The organism is Photorhabdus asymbiotica, assembly GCF_003634575.1.
In the GTDB taxonomy this organism is placed as follows: Bacteria; Pseudomonadota; Gammaproteobacteria; order Enterobacterales; family Enterobacteriaceae; genus Photorhabdus; species Photorhabdus asymbiotica.
This window is the reverse complement of sequence record NZ_RBLJ01000001.1, coordinates 1,348,687-1,366,669: the sequence shown is the minus strand read 5'-3', so window position 1 is coordinate 1,366,669 and position 17,983 is coordinate 1,348,687. Positions and strand designations below refer to the sequence as shown.

Genomic DNA, 17,983 nt, shown 5'->3' with positions numbered 1-17,983 from the left:
GAAACTCTAACTCCATTAAGGAGACTGCCATGAATGATAATATCGCTCGTAAAATGCAACAGACTTACAATATTGCATATTGGGGAGGAAGTTACTACTACGTCAATGATTTAGGCAATGTCAGTGTTTGTCCAAACCCTGATTTGCCAGGGGCAAGAATTGATCTTGCGGGATTAGTGAAGAGAGTTCAGGAAGAGCAGAAACATCTACGCTTGCCGGCGTTATTTTGTTTTCCTCAAATCCTGCAACATCGTTTGCGTTCAATCAACGCTGCATTCAGGCGAGCCAGAGAGTCCTATGGCTATAAAGGTGATTACTTTTTAGTTTATCCCATCAAGGTCAACCAACAACGTCGGGTTATTGAATCGTTGGCAAGTTCTGGGGAACCTTTAGGGCTTGAAGCTGGCTCTAAAGCCGAGCTAATGGCAGTGCTAGCGCATGCGGGGATGACTCGTACTGTAATCGTATGTAATGGATATAAAGATCGTGAATATATTCGTCTGGCACTGATAGGTGAAAAACTAGGTCACAAGGTTTATCTGGTGATCGAAAAAATGTCTGAAATTGCTCAGGTGCTGGAAGAGGCCGAACGGCTCAATGTAATACCGCGTCTGGGAGTCCGTGCCCGTTTGGCATCTCAAGGTTCGGGTAAATGGCAAGCCAGTGGCGGTGAAAAATCGAAGTTTGGGCTGGCTGCGACTCAGGTACTGCAATTGGTTGAGACCCTGCGTGAAGTAGGGCGGCTTGATAGCCTGCAATTACTGCATTTTCACCTTGGATCACAGTTGGCGAATATTCGTGATATTGCAACGGGTGTCCGTGAATCAGCCCGTTTTTATGTCGAATTGCATAAACTTGGTGTCAATATTCAGTGTTTTGACGTTGGCGGAGGACTGGGTGTTGATTATGAAGGAACCCGTTCTCAATCTGACTGTTCTGTAAACTACGGGCTGAATGAATATGCTAACAATGTGATTTGGGGCATTGGTGATGCCTGTGATGAACATGGTTTACCACATCCGACTGTTATCACCGAATCTGGCCGTGCTCTGACAGCTCATCATACTGTGTTGGTATCCAATGTTATTGGTGTTGAACGTAATGAATTTACGCAGACAACGCCACCGGTAGAAGATGCTTCCCGCCCGCTTGCCAGCCTGTGGGAAACATGGCAGGAGATGCATTCTGAAGGGAATAGGCGCTCTTTGCGTGAATGGCTGCATGACAGCCAGCTCGATCTGCATGATGTTCATACACAATATGCTCATGGCATGTTGGATCTGACTGAACGGGCATGGGCAGAAGAATTATATCTGAATATTTGTCGTCGTATTCAGCAGGATCTTGATCCAAGCAACCGTGCTCACCGGCCAATTATTGATGAATTGCAAGAACGCATGGCAGACAAATTCTATGTGAATTTCTCTCTGTTTCAGTCTATGCCTGATGCATGGGGAATTGATCAGTTGTTTCCTGTTTTGCCGATTGAGGGGCTGGATAAGCCGTTGGATCGTCGCGCTGTCTTGTTAGATATCACCTGTGACTCCGATGGTATCATTGATCACTATGTGGATGGTGATGGTGTAGCAACGACAATGCCAATGCCGGCTTATGATCCTGATTACCCGCCAATGATTGGTTTCTTTATGGTGGGGGCATATCAGGAAATTCTTGGCAATATGCATAACCTGTTTGGTGATACGGCGGCTATTGATGTTTATGTATTTGATAATGGTGAAGTGACCTACAACCAGAGTGAAGAAGGGGATTCAGTCGCAGATATGCTGCAATATGTGAAATTGGACCCTAATGTGCTGATGGCTCGGTTCCGTGATCAAGTAAAAGGCACGGATTTGGATACCGGTTTGCAAGAGCAATTTTTACTGGAATTTGAAAGTGGCCTTTATGGCTACACATATCTGGAAGATGAATAATCTTCTGGCGTTAATTAAGCCTCCTATACATGGAATAACGTTATTTATATAAGCCAGATATTTAGGATATATGGAGATAGGATTCTCTCAGAGATTCCCTATCTCGTAATAGCTCTGAATATTCTGGAATTAAATAGCATTTTTCTTTCAGGAGACTTTTGAGGATATATCATGACAATAAGTACCTTGGGCAACCAACAAGATAACTCCCTGGTTTCGAATGCCTTCGGTTTCCTGCGCTTTCCGCTGAACTTCCAGCCGTATTCTAGCGATGCAGAGTGGGTAATTACCGGAGTGCCATTTGATATGGCAACATCAGGTCGTTCAGGCAGTCGCCATGGGCCGGCAGCTATCCGTCAGGTTTCCACTAACCTGGCTTGGGAAAGCCGCCGCTGGCCGTGGGATTTTAAATTACGCAATTACCTCAATGTGGTGGATTGTGGTGATTTAGTCTTCGATTTTGGTGATGCTCAGGATATGAGCGATAAATTACAGGACCATGCGGAAAGATTGTTGTCTTCCGGTAAGCGCATGCTTTCTTTTGGGGGTGATCATTTCATTACTTTGCCTCTTTTACGCGCTCATGCTAAATATTTTGGCAAAATGGCTCTGGTCCATTTTGATGCTCATGCTGATACCTATCCAAACGGCAGTAAATTTGACCATGGTACTATGTTTTACCATGCTCCAAACGAAGGATTGATCGACCCACATCATTCAGTACAGATTGGTATCCGTACTGAACATGGTCAGGACGATGGTTTCACCGTGTTGGATGCTGCTCAGGTTAATGACCGCAGTGTGGAGGATTTGATCGCTCAGATAAAAGAGACGGCTGGCGACATGCCGGTTTATCTAACTTTCGATATCGATTGTCTTGATCCTGCTTTTGCACCAGGTACGGGTACGCCTGTTATTGGTGGACTGACAACAGATCGGACACTGAAGTTACTGCGTGGTTTGCAACCACTGAATATTGTCGGTATGGATGTGGTAGAAGTGGCTCCAGCTTATGATCAGTCTGAGATTACTGCTTTGGCAGGTGCGACCGTTGCACTGGAGATGCTTTACTTACAGGCTGCTAAGAAAATAATCTGAATTCTTATGCGCTAATACATAGCATCAGGGGATAGTCGATAAGCTCGTAACGAGTTGTGAATCTATCCCCTGGCTTAGTATTATTTGAATTGATATAACCTTCATATATACCCAATAGATTTCAAGATGCATCGCGACGGCCAGGGAGCGAATCCCCGGGAGCATAGATAACTATGTGACTGGGGTGAGTGAGTGCAGCCAACAAAGAGGCAACTTGAAAGATAACAGGTATATATGCATGTGCTTATACGCTTTCCTAGATACTCTCCATTATTTCTCACATATGAGCATTGATTAACTGAATGCCATATTGAGAGAAAATGCTATCAGCTGAAATCAGTGTCAGTCCTTCCATCTGAGATTGAACAATTAGCATCCTGTCAAAAGGATCACTATGATCGCGTGATAAATCACCGGCATGTTCCGCATGGGCATGTGATATAGATAGTGGGAGGAAGTTATTCTTTTTCCATAGTAATGTTAGCTAAATATAACAAAAAATGCCGGAATAACCGGCAATTTCTTGTTATGTGAAATTTAGATGCCGTGATACTGAACTGGGCTTTGGTAAAATACTTTTTATATTAGAGAATGATATTTGTAACGCTACTTCTCGTTTCTTTTCTTTTTTCCACGCATCAGGTTCAGTGCTTCCACTGTCATTGAGAAGAACATCGCAAAATAGATATAACCTTTAGGTATGTGTACTTGTACGCTTTCCAGAATAAGGGTAAAGCCCACAAGTATCAGAAATGACAACGCCAGCATTTTTACTGAAGGGTGGCGGTCAACAAACTCTCCGATAGGGCGAGCGGCAAGCATCATAACACCGACAGCAATTACCACGGCTGCCATCATAATAAACAGATGATCAGATAGACCAACGGCAGTGATGACAGAATCCAGGCTGAAAATAATATCCAACAGCATAATCTGGATGATTGCACCAAAGAAAGAGTGAACCGGGCGTTTTAAATCTCCTTCATCGCCGCCTTCAATGGCTTCATGGATTTCTTGACTGGATTTCCATATTAGGAATAGGCCACCCAAGAACAGAATTAGATCACGGGCGGAAACATCATGTTCAAAAATGGTTAATATCGGGTAGGTCAGCCGGATAATCCAGGCAATAGATGCCAATAGTGCCAGGCGCATTAACATTGCGCCCATCAGTCCGATTTTGCGTGCTTTATTTTGTTGATGAATAGGAAGTTTTGCGACAACAAGTGACAAAAAGATGATGTTATCAATTCCTAAAACGATTTCCAGAATTGTCAGGGTGGCAAGTGCCATCCAAGCATGGGGATCAGCGATCCATTCTAACATTGTTTATTAAAACCTTAAGGTTAAAAATTCAATTATACGCGTGATTGAATGCAAGGTAAGTATGCCAATGAAAAAACAGATCGAATATTGATGTTAAACTAAGAAATGACGGGCCAGTAGAGGTGCCGTAAAGTTTTTCCTTAGATAAAATCCTCGAGGCAGAGTCATAATGGGTTGCCCGTGTATTCCGATTGCTTCGGTTAATGCTTTGCTGTTGGCGGCTTTAGGACGTAACTGCAATACCTCACCATGACGGGCTGTAACACTTTCTACCTTGCCAAGTACGATAAAATCCATCAATTCCTCCCAGTCACGACGTAGTAATTCTTCTTCTTCTTGATTGGGACTCCATAACAAAGGGGAACCGACCCGGCGTTTAGCTAAAGGAATCTCTCTTTCACCTTCAACGGGTATCCACAGCACACGTGATAATTTGCGTCTGACATGACAGCTTTGCCAGGTAATGCCGCTGTTCCCGGTTAATGGTGCTATGCAAACAAACGTTGTTTCCAAAGGATAGCCTTTTCCGTCTACAGGGATGGTTTTAAGTTCAACACCAATATGTTCAAAGTCTCGTTCTGGTTTACTGCCGGCACTGGCACCAAGATAGTATTCCAGTAGCATTCCTACCCAGCCTTTATCTCGTTTCAGATTAGGTGGGATAGGTAAATTTGCTTTTGTTGCCAGTTCTCCCATGGATAAGCCAGCCAAAAGTTGGGCACATTCAAATAACTGTTGTTCATTATCGGGTGGGAGAGGAGAGGAAAAACGTGTGTTCATTTTGTATATCCGTTTTTAGGTCAAAAAACAGCCTTATCTTTGTGAATAACAAATCTGGATCTTACACAGCAGCTAACAGAGTGATAATAGCATGATATATAAACATTTTTTATTGCTGTTTTAATTATTGTAAGATTGAACGCCATTATTGTTCACCGATTGCCGGTAATAATGAACAGGATTTTACACCATGTTATCCACAGTTTTATGGGATAAGTAGACAAAAATGAGATCACTGGTTTGATTTACAGCCTTGACTAACGTATTTTTCTACAAAAAAACCTATTTTTTGTTTAACTAAAAAGCATAACCTGTGGATAATGTCATTATTGGTTGTTTTTTGTTCTTGTTGACTAACGTTATCCGCTATAGCAGTGATTGACGCCAGAAATAACGGGGTAAATAACTGCTATTTCAATGAAAAGTAAATACAATTTCATTCTTTGTTTATAGATTGATAATTCATAATATAAAGCTATACCTGAATTACCCCTGCCTTTTTCACATAGATATCCACAGAAAAAGTGAATAAAAGCAGATTTGTATACCTGTGTATGTTCATAACTGTGGCATTTTCTGTGAATTACCCTTCATATGGGGTAAACCAGGCAGATTTGAAATCAAACCAGCCAAAGGTGTTCATTTTAACGCCCCGCATGCTTCTCTGTCCTTGGAGTTCAAGCCAGTGGTGGAACAGAGGATAAAGCCAATGTTTACCGACAATTTTTTCGCACCATTCTTCAAGTGATAATTCTTGTCGTCGCCATAGTGACACTTCTTTATCTAAGTTATCACCAAGACATTTTTTCAATAATGGCATCTCATACAGTGTGGCGAACAATGAAAATTCCAGTGGATTATAAAAATTTGCGGTAGCAAGCCAGAGGTCACTTTCGGCGTTGCCATTGAACCATGTGTCATAATCCACGATGTTGATTTTCAGTTCGACGCCGTATTTTGTCAGTATGGTTTGAAGGATTTGACTGATTGTATGGTATTCGTGGTGTTGATGATAAAGAGTGACGGTCAGATGGGTAATATCTTCTGGTTTATTCAGCTCCACTATCAGCTTACTGTGATGCCAACGCAGTAATAGGCCATATGCAGGTGACCAGTGTCGTTGGTAAAAGGGGTCACAATGAGCTAACAGGTTTATTGGTGTTAATAAGCTGCATAGCCACTGGCGAACATCTTCCCTGTTACATTTAGCAGAACGGTGATCATGCAGTAGGAAATAGCAGCCTTCTTCCATCCTGCTGTCTAATGAATTATTACCGGTACTGTCACTTTCTAAGTGCAGAGTTGTACAGACCAGTTTTTCCGCTAATTCTGGCAGAACCCATATATTGACCTCATCAATCAGCGCCCGAAAGCCAAAGTAATTATCAAAGGCACGGATTTGCAGTTTCTGAGAGCTATTTTTGACTACCTGATAAGGGCCAGTTCCTACTGGCATACGAGCAAAATTCGGTAGTTGATGCCATTCTTGCGGCAAAATCATGGCATGTGGACTGCCAATTAATAAAGGGAGCCAGTGGTCGGGTTCTGAAAGAAAAATATCAATTACATGTGGTGTCGGTGTTGTGACTTTTTCAATGTGAGAAAAAAGAGGCAGGTTACATAACCTTTGAATCGAAGTAATAACATCTGCCATCTGTAATGCTCTTCCATGGTGAAAATGGATGGCTGGTCGCAGATAAAAGCGCCAATGATTTGGAGATAGCTGTTGCCAATGATGAGCTAAATCAGCTTCTGGTTCCCCATTTTCCTCATTTATACGGGTCAGGCTATTAAATATCTGCCTGACTAGATGAATTTCAGAACGGCGTAAAGGTGAACCAGGTAGAAGGTTAAGGAAAGGGCGGTAATAGAGTATCCGCAGTAAGTTTTTTCCTTGCCGGAAACGGCGTTCAATCTGGGATAATACCATCTGACGAACGGCATCTTTATCACCAACAAGTTGAACAAGCTTCTCAATATTCTGTTGTTCAAGTAATTCTTCCGCTCGTTGCTGCTGGAGTTCTAGCCCGTCGCGCAAAAAATTCAGTTGAGAACGTTTCCCTCGGCCGGATTCTGCTTGCCATTGTAACCAGCCTGCTTTCTGCATGTTATTGAGCAATGAACGGATATGACGCTTTGAACAATGCAGTACATTTGCCAGTTCTTGTAATGTTGTTTCAGCCTCTTTTCCTTGATGGTGTTGCCATAATCGGATGAATTGTTGTTGTAAGCGTGGGCTGGGCATAAAAGAGGAACTCCGCAGTATTATTGATCAATTTTTGTTTCCTTATATTGAGCAGATAATTATCAGTATTGAAAGTAGCTCAATAGGCCAGAACGATATCTGGCTTCTCCCCCAATTTTCTTGAGTAATGGTGATTTGCCAGCCAGTAAGCAAGCTTACTGGCTTTTTTTCTTATTGTACATTGTGTATGTTGTTATTCTGTTATTTATGTTAAGGAATGTGAGGTAGAAGTAAATTGAGAGGAATTTCAAGATTTAATTCTGTGTTGCTTTTCTTTTGCGCATTAGTTCAGCCTTGAGTAGCAATCTGATGTTGATTGAGTTTTGATCGGCTGTTGTGGTTATTTTTGTGTATCAATTTCTGTCGTGTTTTAAGCTAACTCTAAGGCACTTTTTGGGCAGTGAAAGTGCTCTCAATTGCTGAAAAAATATATAGTAACCAGCATTGAGTATGGCAGGATTCTTCTTGCTTTCTACTCTGGTGATAAAAAAATCCCGTAGTAAAAAACTACGGGATAAATAGGTGAGTAAAGAAAGGATTAACGCAAGAAAGCGGGTTGTTCCTGCTCGTAGGCTATTATGTCATCTAGATGTTGTAATGTTAGACCGATGCTATCCAGGCCATTCATCATGCAGTGACGCCGGAAACTGTCGATTTCAAAGTTATAACTTTTATTACCAGCATGTACTTTCTGTTGTTCTAAATCGACAGTAAAACGACAAACTTTGTTTTGTTGAACCAGTTTAAATAGTTCATCGACATCTTTATCGTCTAATTTCACGGGTAGCAACTGGTTGTTGAAGGAGTTACCGTAGAAAATATCTGCAAAGCTTGGGGCAATAACAACTTTAAACCCATAATCCGTCAACGCCCAAGGTGCGTGTTCACGGGAGGAGCCGCAACCAAAGTTTTCACGAGCCAGAAGGATACTGGCACCCTGATAACAGGGTTGATTTAATACGAACTCGGGATTCGGTTTCTGCCCTGCATCATCAAGAAAACGCCAGTCATGAAACAGATGTTGACCAAATCCGGTACGGGTAACTTTCTGCAAAAATTGTTTGGGAATAATGGCATCGGTATCAACGTTTGCTGCATCTAAAGGAGCTACTAAGCCAGTATGTTGAATAAACTTTTCCATAATTTTCTCCTTTTATAACGTCTGTGCAGAACCACGAACGTCAATAAAATGGCCGTTAATCGCTGCTGCTGCTGCCATTGCCGGACTAACTAGGTGTGTACGTCCTCCACGACCTTGACGCCCTTCAAAGTTGCGGTTACTGGTTGAGGCACAGCGTTCACCCGGTTGCAAGCGGTCATTATTCATTGCTAAACACATGGAGCATCCGGGTAAACGCCATTCAAAACCGGCATCTATGAAGATTTTATCCAAACCTTCTGCTTCCGCTTGTGCCTGAACTGGGCCTGAGCCCGGAACTACGATTGCTTGAACACCTGGTGCAACTTTATGGCCTTGAGCGATAGCAGCAGCAGCGCGTAAATCTTCGATACGGGAGTTGGTACAGGAGCCAATAAAGACTTTATCAATTTTCACATCCGTCAGCTTAATACCGGGTTTCAAGTCCATGTAAGCCAGTGCTTTTTCAGCAGATGCGCGTTCAACAGGATCACTGAAAGATTCTGGTGCAGGAATAGCCTGATCGATAGAGATGACTTGTCCAGGATTTGTTCCCCATGTGACTTGTGGGGAAATCTCCTCCGCATTAATAGTTACAATTGTGTCATATTGTGCGTCAGGATCGGATTTCAGCGTCTTCCAGTAAGCAACAGCTTGTTCCCACAGTTCTCCTTTTGGTGAGAATTGGCGACCTTTCATATAAGTAAAAGTGGTTTCATCTGGTGCAACTAAACCGGCTTTAGCACCCATTTCAATTGCCATATTACATAAGGTCATCCGGCCTTCCATGCTAAGTGCTTCAATCGCTTTACCGCAGAATTCAACAACATAGCCTGTACCACCTGCACTGCCTGTTTTGCCAATGATTGCCAAAACGATATCTTTGGCGGTAATAGCATTACCAACGTCACCAACAACTTCGATTTTCATAGTCTTAGCACGAGCTTGTTTCAGAGTTTGAGTTGCCAGTACATGTTCAACCTCAGAAGTGCCAATACCGAATGCTAATGAACCGAATGCTCCATGGGTTGCGGTATGTGAATCACCACATACGATAGTCATTCCGGGCAGGGTCATACCTTGTTCAGGTCCGATCACATGAACAATTCCCTGATAGGGGTGGTTTAGGTCATATAGTGTGATACCGAATTCAGCGCAGTTTTTCATCAATTCCTGCATCTGAATACGTGCCATGTCACCACAGGCGTTAATATCTTTTGTTTGTGTGGAGACGTTATGATCCATTGTGGCGAACGTTTTACTTGGCTGATGCACCGGGCGACCTTTGGTGCGTAAGCCATCAAAAGCTTGTGGGGAGGTTACTTCATGAACCAGATGACGATCAATATAGAGTAACGGGGTTTCATCCGGTACTTCCCGGACAATATGAGCATCGTATAATTTCTGATATAAAGTCTTAGCCATATTAAACCCCCTCGGCTATATAACGGGCAATAACATTACCCATTTCAGCGGTACTGATTGCTTGACCATTCCCGGCTAAATCTGCTGTGCGATAACCTTGTTCCAGAGCATGGTTAACCGCTTGTTCAATCGCATTAGCTGCATCATTCTGACCTAAGCTGTAACGCAACAGTAAAGCGACAGATAAAATCTGAGCTATCGGGTTAGCAATACCTTTCCCGGCAATATCTGGGGCAGAACCACCAGCGGGTTCATACAGACCAAAGCTTTTTTCGTTCAAGCTGGCAGAGGGTAACATGCCCATTGAGCCAGTAATCATGGCGCACTCATCAGATAAGATGTCACCGAAGATATTGGAACACAGCATGACATCAAACTGAGACGGATCTTTGATTAATTGCATGGTGGCATTATCAATATACATGTGGCCAATTTCCACATCAGGGTACTCTTTAGCTATTTCGGTGACAACTTCTCGCCATAACACAGAACTCTGCAATACATTTGCTTTGTCAATAGAAGTGACTTTGTTACGGCGTTTACGCGCTGATTCAAAAGCAATGCGGGCGATACGCTCAATCTCAAAGCGGTGATAAATTTCAGTATCAAATGCACGCTCAAATTTACCTTGGCCTTCACGCCCCTTTGGCTGACCAAAATAAATACCGCCTGTTAATTCACGAACACATAAAATATCGAAACCTTTGGCGGCGATATCGCTGCGTAAGGGGCAAAATATTTCTAATCCAGCATATAAGCGAGCGGGGCGCAAGTTGCTGAATAGTTTGAAATGTTTACGTAATGGTAACAGAGCACCACGCTCAGGTTGTTCTGCTGGTGGTAAATGTTCCCATTTAGGCCCCCCTACGGAGCCGAACAATATAGCATCAGCCTGTTCACAACCTGCTATAGTTTCTGCCGGCAGTGGACGACCGTGACGATCGATAGCAACTCCACCCACATCATATTCGCTGGTAGTGATGCGGATATTGAAACGCTTACGGACTGCGTCCAGTACCTTATGGGCCTGTGTCATAACTTCAGGGCCAATACCATCACCGGGTAAAACTGCAATATGATAATTGTTCGACATGTTCACACCATTTCCTTTGTATTTTGCTGTATGCGTTGTTTCTCTTTCTTAACTTGCTCTGTGCGCCAAATACAATTCAGCGCATGAATCATTGCCTTGGCAGAAGATTCAACAATATCTGTTTCCAGTCCCATGCCATGGAAACGACGTCCAAAGCATTCGACAACAATACTTACCTGACCCAGCGCATTTTTCCCTTGTCCTTTACCTGATAATTGATAAGAAACAAGTTCAATTGGGTATTCAGTTATTCGGCTGATAGCTTGGTAAATAGCATCTATCGGGCCATTACCTGTGGCAGCTTCTGATTTTATCTCTTTGCCACACACTAAACGTACCGCTGCTGTTGCTATCACACTTGAACCGGATTGGATATTAAAATTGTCTAAATGAAAAAACTCTGGCTCTTGTTGTTGCAGGTTAATGAAAGCTAAAGCTTCTAAGTCATAGTCAAATACTTGGCCTTTTTTATCCGCCAGTCGTAAAAAGGCTTCGTATAAATTATCCATATCGTAATCTTTGTCTTGATAGCCCATCTCTTCCATTCGATGTTTTACCGCTGCACGGCCAGAGCGGGAAGTCAGATTCAATTGAATTTCTTTCAGGCCGATGGATTCTGGTGTCATGATCTCGTAAGTTTCACGATTTTTCAGTACACCATCCTGATGAATACCAGATGAATGGGAGAATGCATTGCTACCAACAATTGCTTTGTTAGCAGGGATCGGCATGTTACATAACTGGCTGACCAGCTGACTGGTACGGTAAATTTCCTGATGATTGATATTAGTATAGACGCCTAACGTCTGATGACGCACTTTAATTGCCATGATGACTTCTTCCAGCGAGCAGTTGCCAGCCCGTTCACCAAGACCATTCATCGTTCCTTCTACCTGACGGGCACCAGCTTGTACCGCTGTGATAGAGTTAGCAACAGACATGCCTAAATCGTCGTGACAATGGACGGATAATACAGCTTTATCAATATTAGGAACTCGTTCAATCAAATTGGTGATGATTCCACCAAATTGATAGGGGGTAGTGTAACCGACGGTATCTGGAATGTTGATGGTGGTTGCACCTGCTTTGATGGCATTTTCAACAATCCGGCACAGATTATCAATCGGCGTGCGGCCAGCATCTTCACAGGAGAATTCGACATCATCGGTGTAACGACGTGCCCGTTTGATTGATTGAGCTGCCATTTCCATGACATCTTCGAATGTTTTTTTCAGTTTGGATTCAATGTGTAAGTTGGAGGTAGCCAGGAAAACATGGATACGAAAGGCTTCCGCAACTTTTAATGCTTCAGCGGCAACATCAATATCTTTTTCTACACAACGGGCTAAGGCGCAAACACGGCTGTTTTTTATCTGTTGAGCAATTGTCTGTACAGATTCAAAGTCACCAGGAGAGGAAATTGGGAAACCAACTTCCATGATATCAACTCCCATTCTTTCCAAAGCCAGTGCAATTTGGAGCTTTTCTTTCACACACAAACTGGCCTGTAATGCTTGTTCTCCGTCCCGCAAAGTGGTATCGAAGATAATAACTTGCTGGTTCATATTGTATTCCTCTCGTGGTTATTTTTTGCGCCCAGCAGGTAAAAAAAACCCGCGCATGGCGCGGGTTATTGTTAATGTCTGGTTTGGACCAACTCTGTTTTGAATCAACTCCGTTTTTTGTCCACCAGCATACCGCGCACATTAGATACGATTAGTAGTAGGTTTAATAGACAAATTGAGTGAATCATATTGATCCAACCTTTCAGTAGTATTAATGAGTGTTTGTGATTCCGATACTTTTATTGATACGTTATCTTAAAAGTGATGTCAAGAATTCATTTAGGCATATGATTCTTGATTTTACTTTTTCCATGGTGATGATTTGAAGTGTTAACCTGTATTTATTTGAAAAGATTTTATTTTATTCTTTCGTGGCCGGTTTTGACTTTAGTGATAACCTCATAATTATATAAAAAATAGCGTATTATACTTATTAATTAAAATTAAGTATTTTCATGAAGAGAGATGGAAATCGTTTTGTATTTTTCTAAAAAATATCATCCGTTATTGACAAAATAGATGTAAATAGGAAGTTATGTTATATATCTTTGAAAAAATAATTTTATAGTATAATAACTCTGATAAAATTGTTTAATAATAATAAATCAGTAATTTTATTATGAATTATGTCATTCTTTGATTTATTATCTCATCTAACAAGCCAGAGTGAATGAATTGTTAACATGATTGTACTTTTTTGTGAATAAATAATGAGCATCTACATTTTCTACTAATTGAGATTATATATTTTTAACACTAATAAGGGGATGCGCTGGTTAGCTATGCGTATTCAGATTTGTACAAGGACGAGTCTTAATTATTTACCATCAAAATGATTGAGATAATTGATCTCGTTAATAGTAAAAGTCATCGTAATATCTGAGTGATGAATGAAGGTATTTCCGATGTTTTGTTATTAGTTGGGGTCATCTGAATGAGTTTAGTGGAGTTAAACAATGGCTGAATACACCTCAGTAACGACAACCCAAAAAGGTCCAGGTGAAATTCATTTACGCAATGTGGATCTAAATCTGTTGACGGTTTTTGATGCAGTTATGCAAATGCAGAATGTAACACGTGCGGCGCAGATATTAGGGATGTCACAACCTGCTGTTAGTAATGCGGTTTCTCGTTTGAAGTTAATGTTCAATGACGAATTATTTGTGCGTTATGGACGTGGAATACAACCGACAGCAAGAGCTCATCAGTTATTTGGGCCTGTCCGCCAGGCATTGCAATTGGTATATAATGAGTTACCTGGGGTTGGCTTTGAGCCTGAGGATAGTGATAGGGTTTTTAATCTATCAATTTGTAGCCCTTTAGATATTAGACTGGCAGCAAAAATAGTTGAACAGGTAAAACAAAATACGCCGAATTTGGGTGTCACGATTAGATCATATCTGCATGATAATATTGAGCATCAACTCAGGTATCAAGAAACTGAGTTTGTCATTAGTTATACGCAGTTGGAACGTGTGGACTTTCATCATTATCCGTTATTCAACGATGAATTGGTTTTGGCCGTTTCCAGTAACCATCCAAGAATTGAAAATAGTATTAGTGAGCAGCAATTGTATAAGGAGCATCATGCAGTTGTATCTTTGGATAACGTAGGTTCATTCAGTATCCCTTATTATGATGATAGCGAATGTTTACGCTCTGTGGTTTATCAAGGAACTGACTTGAATAGCGTGTTGCATATTGTATCCCAAACTTACTTAGTTGCGGTTGCTCCAAGATGGTTGGTTGAACACTACAGCGAACAATTAGCAATAAAGGCTGTTTCATTGCCGTGGGATAAAGTAAGCCGCCCGTGTTATTTGATCTGGCACGAATCTACAGCAAAAGATAAAGGGCATCAGTGGATGAAATCGTTGCTGAGTCAGCTTGGTGGAAACTAATTAGCTTGGAACTCACTATTAGATAACTGGTAGTGAGTTTTTTTACCTTATCACAAATTTCTCAACTTTTGATAAATATTCTTTTCCTGTTGTTCAGGAATAGGTAGACTGCGAGGAAATAGCTAACACCTGTAAGCTGAATAGCGAATGAGCCATGCAAACAGGTATTATTAGAGAATAAAACAGCTGTTTTTTCTCTGATAAGAAAATAGTTTTTCGAACAGGAAAAGAATTGTGATAGCTGAAAATTTACATCCTTATCATTTGATAAACCGGTTGCAACAGCAGATCAAACAACACCCAGAGAAAATAGCGTTTCGTCAATGGTCTCCGGATGGACAACTCGAATTGAGTTGGAATGATATTGATAAAAAGGTAAAAGCCATTAGTCGGGCACTGTTGGAGATTGGTGTTGATGTGCAGGAAAAAATTGGCCTTTTTGCACATAATAGTATGGTGTGGTCACTGACGGATATAGCTATATTACAGCTCAGGGCGGTCACAGTTCCTTTGTATGCAACTAGCAGTCAGGAGCAGGCTGGCTTTATTCTTAAGGATGCTGGCGTACATATTCTATTTGTTGGTGGGCAGGCGCAGTACGATATTGCTATCACATTGATAGAATGTTGTCCTCAGCTAAGTCACATCATTGTATTGGATGAATCAGTCGATTTGCGTGATTGTTCATTAGCGCAGCATTTATCTGACTTCATAACTGATAACAAATTACAGCATCAATCTGAGTTGGAAACCCGTATTGCTAATCGCAGTTTGGATGATCTTTTTACGCTTATATATACATCTGGTACAACCGGCGAGCCTAAAGGTGTCATGCTTGATTACCGTAGTTTAGCTTATCAGTTGTATTCACATGATAATGTACTAACGTTAACTGAGCTGGATGTTTCTTTAAGTTTCCTGCCGTTATCTCATATTTTCGAGCGTGCATGGAGCTTCTATGTCATGCATACTGGCGCCCAAAACGTTTATTTGACCGATACTAATTTTGTTCGTCAAGCTATGGCTGTTATTCGCCCAACAGTCATGTGTGCTGTACCAAGATTTTACGAAAAAATTTACAGTGCAGTTTTTGAAAAGGTTTCTAAGGCACCTTGGCATCGGAGAAAACTCTTCAATTGGGCTATTGAATGTGGAAAACGTCAGGTTTTACGCAAGCTGCAAGGGGAAAAAAGCTGCCTTTGGTCAAAGGCAGTGCACCGATTGGCCGATAAATTGGTATTGAGCAAATTGCGTAATGTCTTGGGTGGCAGAGTTCGCTTTTTGCCTGCTGCTGGAGCGCGTCTGGATGAAACAATTATCCTGTTTTTCCTCGCTGTTGGTGTAAATATCAAATATGGTTATGGCATGACTGAGACTTGCGCCACGGTTTCCTGTTGGGGTGAGCAAGGTTACGTGCTTGGTTCTATTGGTACTCCGATGCCTGGTATTGATGTCCGTATCGGTGAAGACGATGAAATACAGGTACGTGGCCCAATTGTAATGAAAGGCTATTTCAATCAGCAGGAAGAAACTACCCGGACATTTACTGAAGATGGTTGGTTGCGTACAGGTGATGCTGGTAAGTTAGATGAAAATGGTAATTTGTTTATTACCGAACGCTTAAAAGATTTGATGAAAACATCAAATGGTAAATATGTTGCTCCACAAATGATAGAAAGTACTTTGGGACAAGATCGTTTTATTGAGCATGTTGCTGTTATTGCTGATGCTCGTAAATTTGTATCTGCTCTAATAGTGCCTTGTTATGATGCCTTGGAAGAGTATGCAAAATCCGTTAATCTCAAATATCATGATCGGGTTGAATTACTGAGTAATAGCCACATTGTGGCAATGTTTGAACAACGTTTGAAAGAGATACAGAAAAACTTTGCTCATTTTGATCGGGTAAAGCGTTTTACACTACTGCCACAACCATTCTCAATGGAAATGGGTGAATTAACCCCAACGCTGAAATTACGGAGAAAAATTATTATGCAGCGTTACCATCAAGAAATTGAGTCTATGTATCAGGATTGATTTTCAGGATTTATATAAGTTAGGGTCATTCTCTTAAAAGCCAGTTATTCAAGGGAAGTTCCATGGTATTGGATAATATCTCATCTCGAACTTATCTCCAGAATATCTGGTTTTTAATGACCTCGATATTGGACGAATAAGTTGCATTCCGACCTTGAAAATTGTAGATGAATTATATTTCCTGATATCATGCTGTAATTATTAAACATTATAGCTTGAATGCTTGCTATTTGAAAACTATCAGGTGATTTCTGCTATAAAAGTGTTATTTAGTTCTGGGATCAAAAATTCTATACCCAATAGATTTCGAGTTGCAGCGTGGCGGCAAGTGAGCGAATCCCCGGGAGCATAGATAACTATGTGACTGGGGTGAGTGAAAGCAGCCAACAAAGCAACAACTTGAAAGATGAAGGTTATATATTGATTTTAGGGATTGATGATATTTTTCTGCTAATTTATAGATAGCCTGTTGACTACTATTTCTGTCAGATAGAATATTTTCTTGCTAATTGGTTAAGATAGGATATGAAAAGTATATGTAACAGAGAGTCATAAAAATGAAATGATAGCATCTTATGCTTGTTTGCATAGTAAACAGAACACATTTTGTATAATTGGGTGAATTAATGAATTTTGATAATGTAGTTATTGTTCATGGCTTTTTAGCTACTCCTAATAGTCATTGGTTTCCTTGGCTTAAAGGTCAGTATGAAAGGTCAAATATCCAAGTTATTGTGCCGGAAATGCCAGAGTCATATGCTCCTTCTCCTCATTTATGGCAAGAAAAATTGCAGCAAAGTATACCCAACCCTAATGAAAGAACGCTTTTTATCGGGCATAGCTTGGGCTGCATAGCGACTCTCCGTTACATTTCATCTTTACCTGATGATGTAACTATAGGGGGTGTCGTATTAATTTCAGGGTTCTCTGAAAAATTACTAACCTTACCTGAATTAAGTACATTTACTGATGTAAATCTAGATTTTCGTCTATTTATACAAAAAATAAAACGGCGAATAGCGGTATTATCGCTTAATGATGAGATTGTACCTCCACAGTTTACATTAAATTTGAGCCAGCAAATCTGTGCTGAATTGTACGGTTTCTCTTATGGAGGGCATTTTTTAGATAGCGATGGTTTCACTGTTTTTTCTAATTTGGAGAAGGTATTAAAAGATAATTCAATGTTGTGAGGATACTGATTTACTGTTTGTAGAGTATGTTAAGTCTATTTATATCCATAACTTGGCTATTTTGGTGAATTATTTAAATCAATATAATTTATGACGTGATAAAAAAATATATTGATGATGGGATATATGGATTTTGGCTGAATATTGTCATATTTATAGATGGAATAGGGTGATATGGATTGCAACAGAAGTAGCTGGAAGAGAATAGGGTGATGACAATTGCTAATACTCGTTTCTGGCGTTATGTT

Annotated in this window: 13 protein-coding genes and 1 pseudogene; 6 read left to right on the top strand and 8 right to left on the bottom strand. The window is 41.0% G+C overall.

Features of this window, described 5'->3' with window-relative positions; all coding sequences use genetic code 11:
• Window positions 1-29: 29 nt before the first annotated feature.
• The 3 genes from speA to BDD30_RS24625 all read left to right on the top strand — a co-directional run bounded on the left by speA (window position 30) and on the right by BDD30_RS24625 (window position 3,330).
• Entirely contained in the window at window positions 30-1,934 is a 1,905-nt protein-coding gene (gene speA / locus BDD30_RS05995) for a biosynthetic arginine decarboxylase (RefSeq protein WP_012777261.1), read from the top strand.
• Window positions 1,935-2,105: 171 nt separating this feature from the next.
• Window positions 2,106-3,032: an agmatinase gene (speB, locus tag BDD30_RS05990; RefSeq protein WP_012777262.1), complete on the top strand. Its 927-nt coding sequence runs from the start codon at window positions 2,106-2,108 to the stop codon at window positions 3,030-3,032.
• A 175-nt stretch (window positions 3,033-3,207) separates the two neighbouring features.
• Window positions 3,208-3,330, top strand: a complete 123-nt coding sequence (locus BDD30_RS24625; RefSeq protein ID WP_282958020.1) for a hypothetical protein — start codon at window positions 3,208-3,210, stop codon at window positions 3,328-3,330.
• Here BDD30_RS24625 and BDD30_RS05985 read toward each other — a convergent pair.
• The 8 genes and pseudogenes from BDD30_RS05985 to leuA form a co-directional block, all read right to left on the bottom strand.
• Window positions 3,310-3,486 (bottom strand): annotated as a pseudogene (locus BDD30_RS05985) (PIN domain-containing protein); the annotation flags it as partial. The gene BDD30_RS24625 and the pseudogene BDD30_RS05985 overlap by 21 nt on opposite strands.
• A 152-nt stretch (window positions 3,487-3,638) precedes the next feature.
• Complete coding sequence (locus BDD30_RS05980) at window positions 3,639-4,358, bottom strand: TerC family protein (RefSeq protein ID WP_012777264.1); 720 nt, start codon at window positions 4,356-4,358, stop codon at window positions 3,639-3,641.
• Between the two features lie 93 nt (window positions 4,359-4,451).
• Window positions 4,452-5,138 (bottom strand): DNA mismatch repair endonuclease MutH, encoded by a 687-nt coding sequence (mutH, locus tag BDD30_RS05975; RefSeq protein WP_012777265.1) that lies wholly within the window; start codon window positions 5,136-5,138, stop codon window positions 4,452-4,454.
• A gap of 583 nt (window positions 5,139-5,721) precedes the next feature.
• A complete protein-coding gene (gene sgrR / locus BDD30_RS05970; protein ID WP_012777266.1) occupies window positions 5,722-7,383 on the bottom strand; it encodes an HTH-type transcriptional regulator SgrR in 1,662 nt (553 codons plus the stop codon).
• 538 nt (window positions 7,384-7,921) lie between these two features.
• Window positions 7,922-8,524, bottom strand: coding sequence for a 3-isopropylmalate dehydratase small subunit (gene leuD / locus BDD30_RS05965; protein ID WP_012777267.1), 603 nt, complete (start codon window positions 8,522-8,524; stop codon window positions 7,922-7,924).
• Between the two features lie 12 nt (window positions 8,525-8,536).
• Window positions 8,537-9,946, bottom strand: coding sequence for a 3-isopropylmalate dehydratase large subunit (gene leuC / locus BDD30_RS05960; protein WP_012777268.1), 1,410 nt, complete (start codon window positions 9,944-9,946; stop codon window positions 8,537-8,539).
• A 1-nt stretch (window position 9,947) separates the two neighbouring features.
• A complete protein-coding gene (gene leuB / locus BDD30_RS05955) occupies window positions 9,948-11,039 on the bottom strand; it encodes a 3-isopropylmalate dehydrogenase (protein WP_012777269.1) in 1,092 nt (363 codons plus the stop codon).
• Window positions 11,040-11,041: 2 nt separating this feature from the next.
• Window positions 11,042-12,604, bottom strand: coding sequence for a 2-isopropylmalate synthase (gene leuA, locus BDD30_RS05950; protein ID WP_012777270.1), 1,563 nt, complete (start codon window positions 12,602-12,604; stop codon window positions 11,042-11,044).
• A 956-nt stretch (window positions 12,605-13,560) separates the two neighbouring features.
• Between leuA and leuO the strand changes: the two genes are divergently transcribed.
• The 3 genes from leuO to BDD30_RS05930 all read left to right on the top strand — a co-directional run bounded on the left by leuO (window position 13,561) and on the right by BDD30_RS05930 (window position 17,735).
• Window positions 13,561-14,505, top strand: a complete 945-nt coding sequence (leuO, locus tag BDD30_RS05940; RefSeq protein WP_012777271.1) for a transcriptional regulator LeuO — start codon at window positions 13,561-13,563, stop codon at window positions 14,503-14,505.
• Window positions 14,506-14,742: 237 nt separating this feature from the next.
• Complete coding sequence (locus tag BDD30_RS05935) at window positions 14,743-16,542, top strand: AMP-dependent synthetase/ligase (RefSeq protein WP_197535167.1); 1,800 nt, start codon at window positions 14,743-14,745, stop codon at window positions 16,540-16,542.
• Between the two features lie 626 nt (window positions 16,543-17,168).
• The gene (locus BDD30_RS05930) at window positions 17,169-17,735 is read left to right on the top strand and encodes an RBBP9/YdeN family alpha/beta hydrolase (protein WP_012777273.1); all 567 of its coding nucleotides are present in this window, start codon (window positions 17,169-17,171) and stop codon (window positions 17,733-17,735) included.
• The last annotated feature ends 248 nt before the right edge of the window (window positions 17,736-17,983 follow it).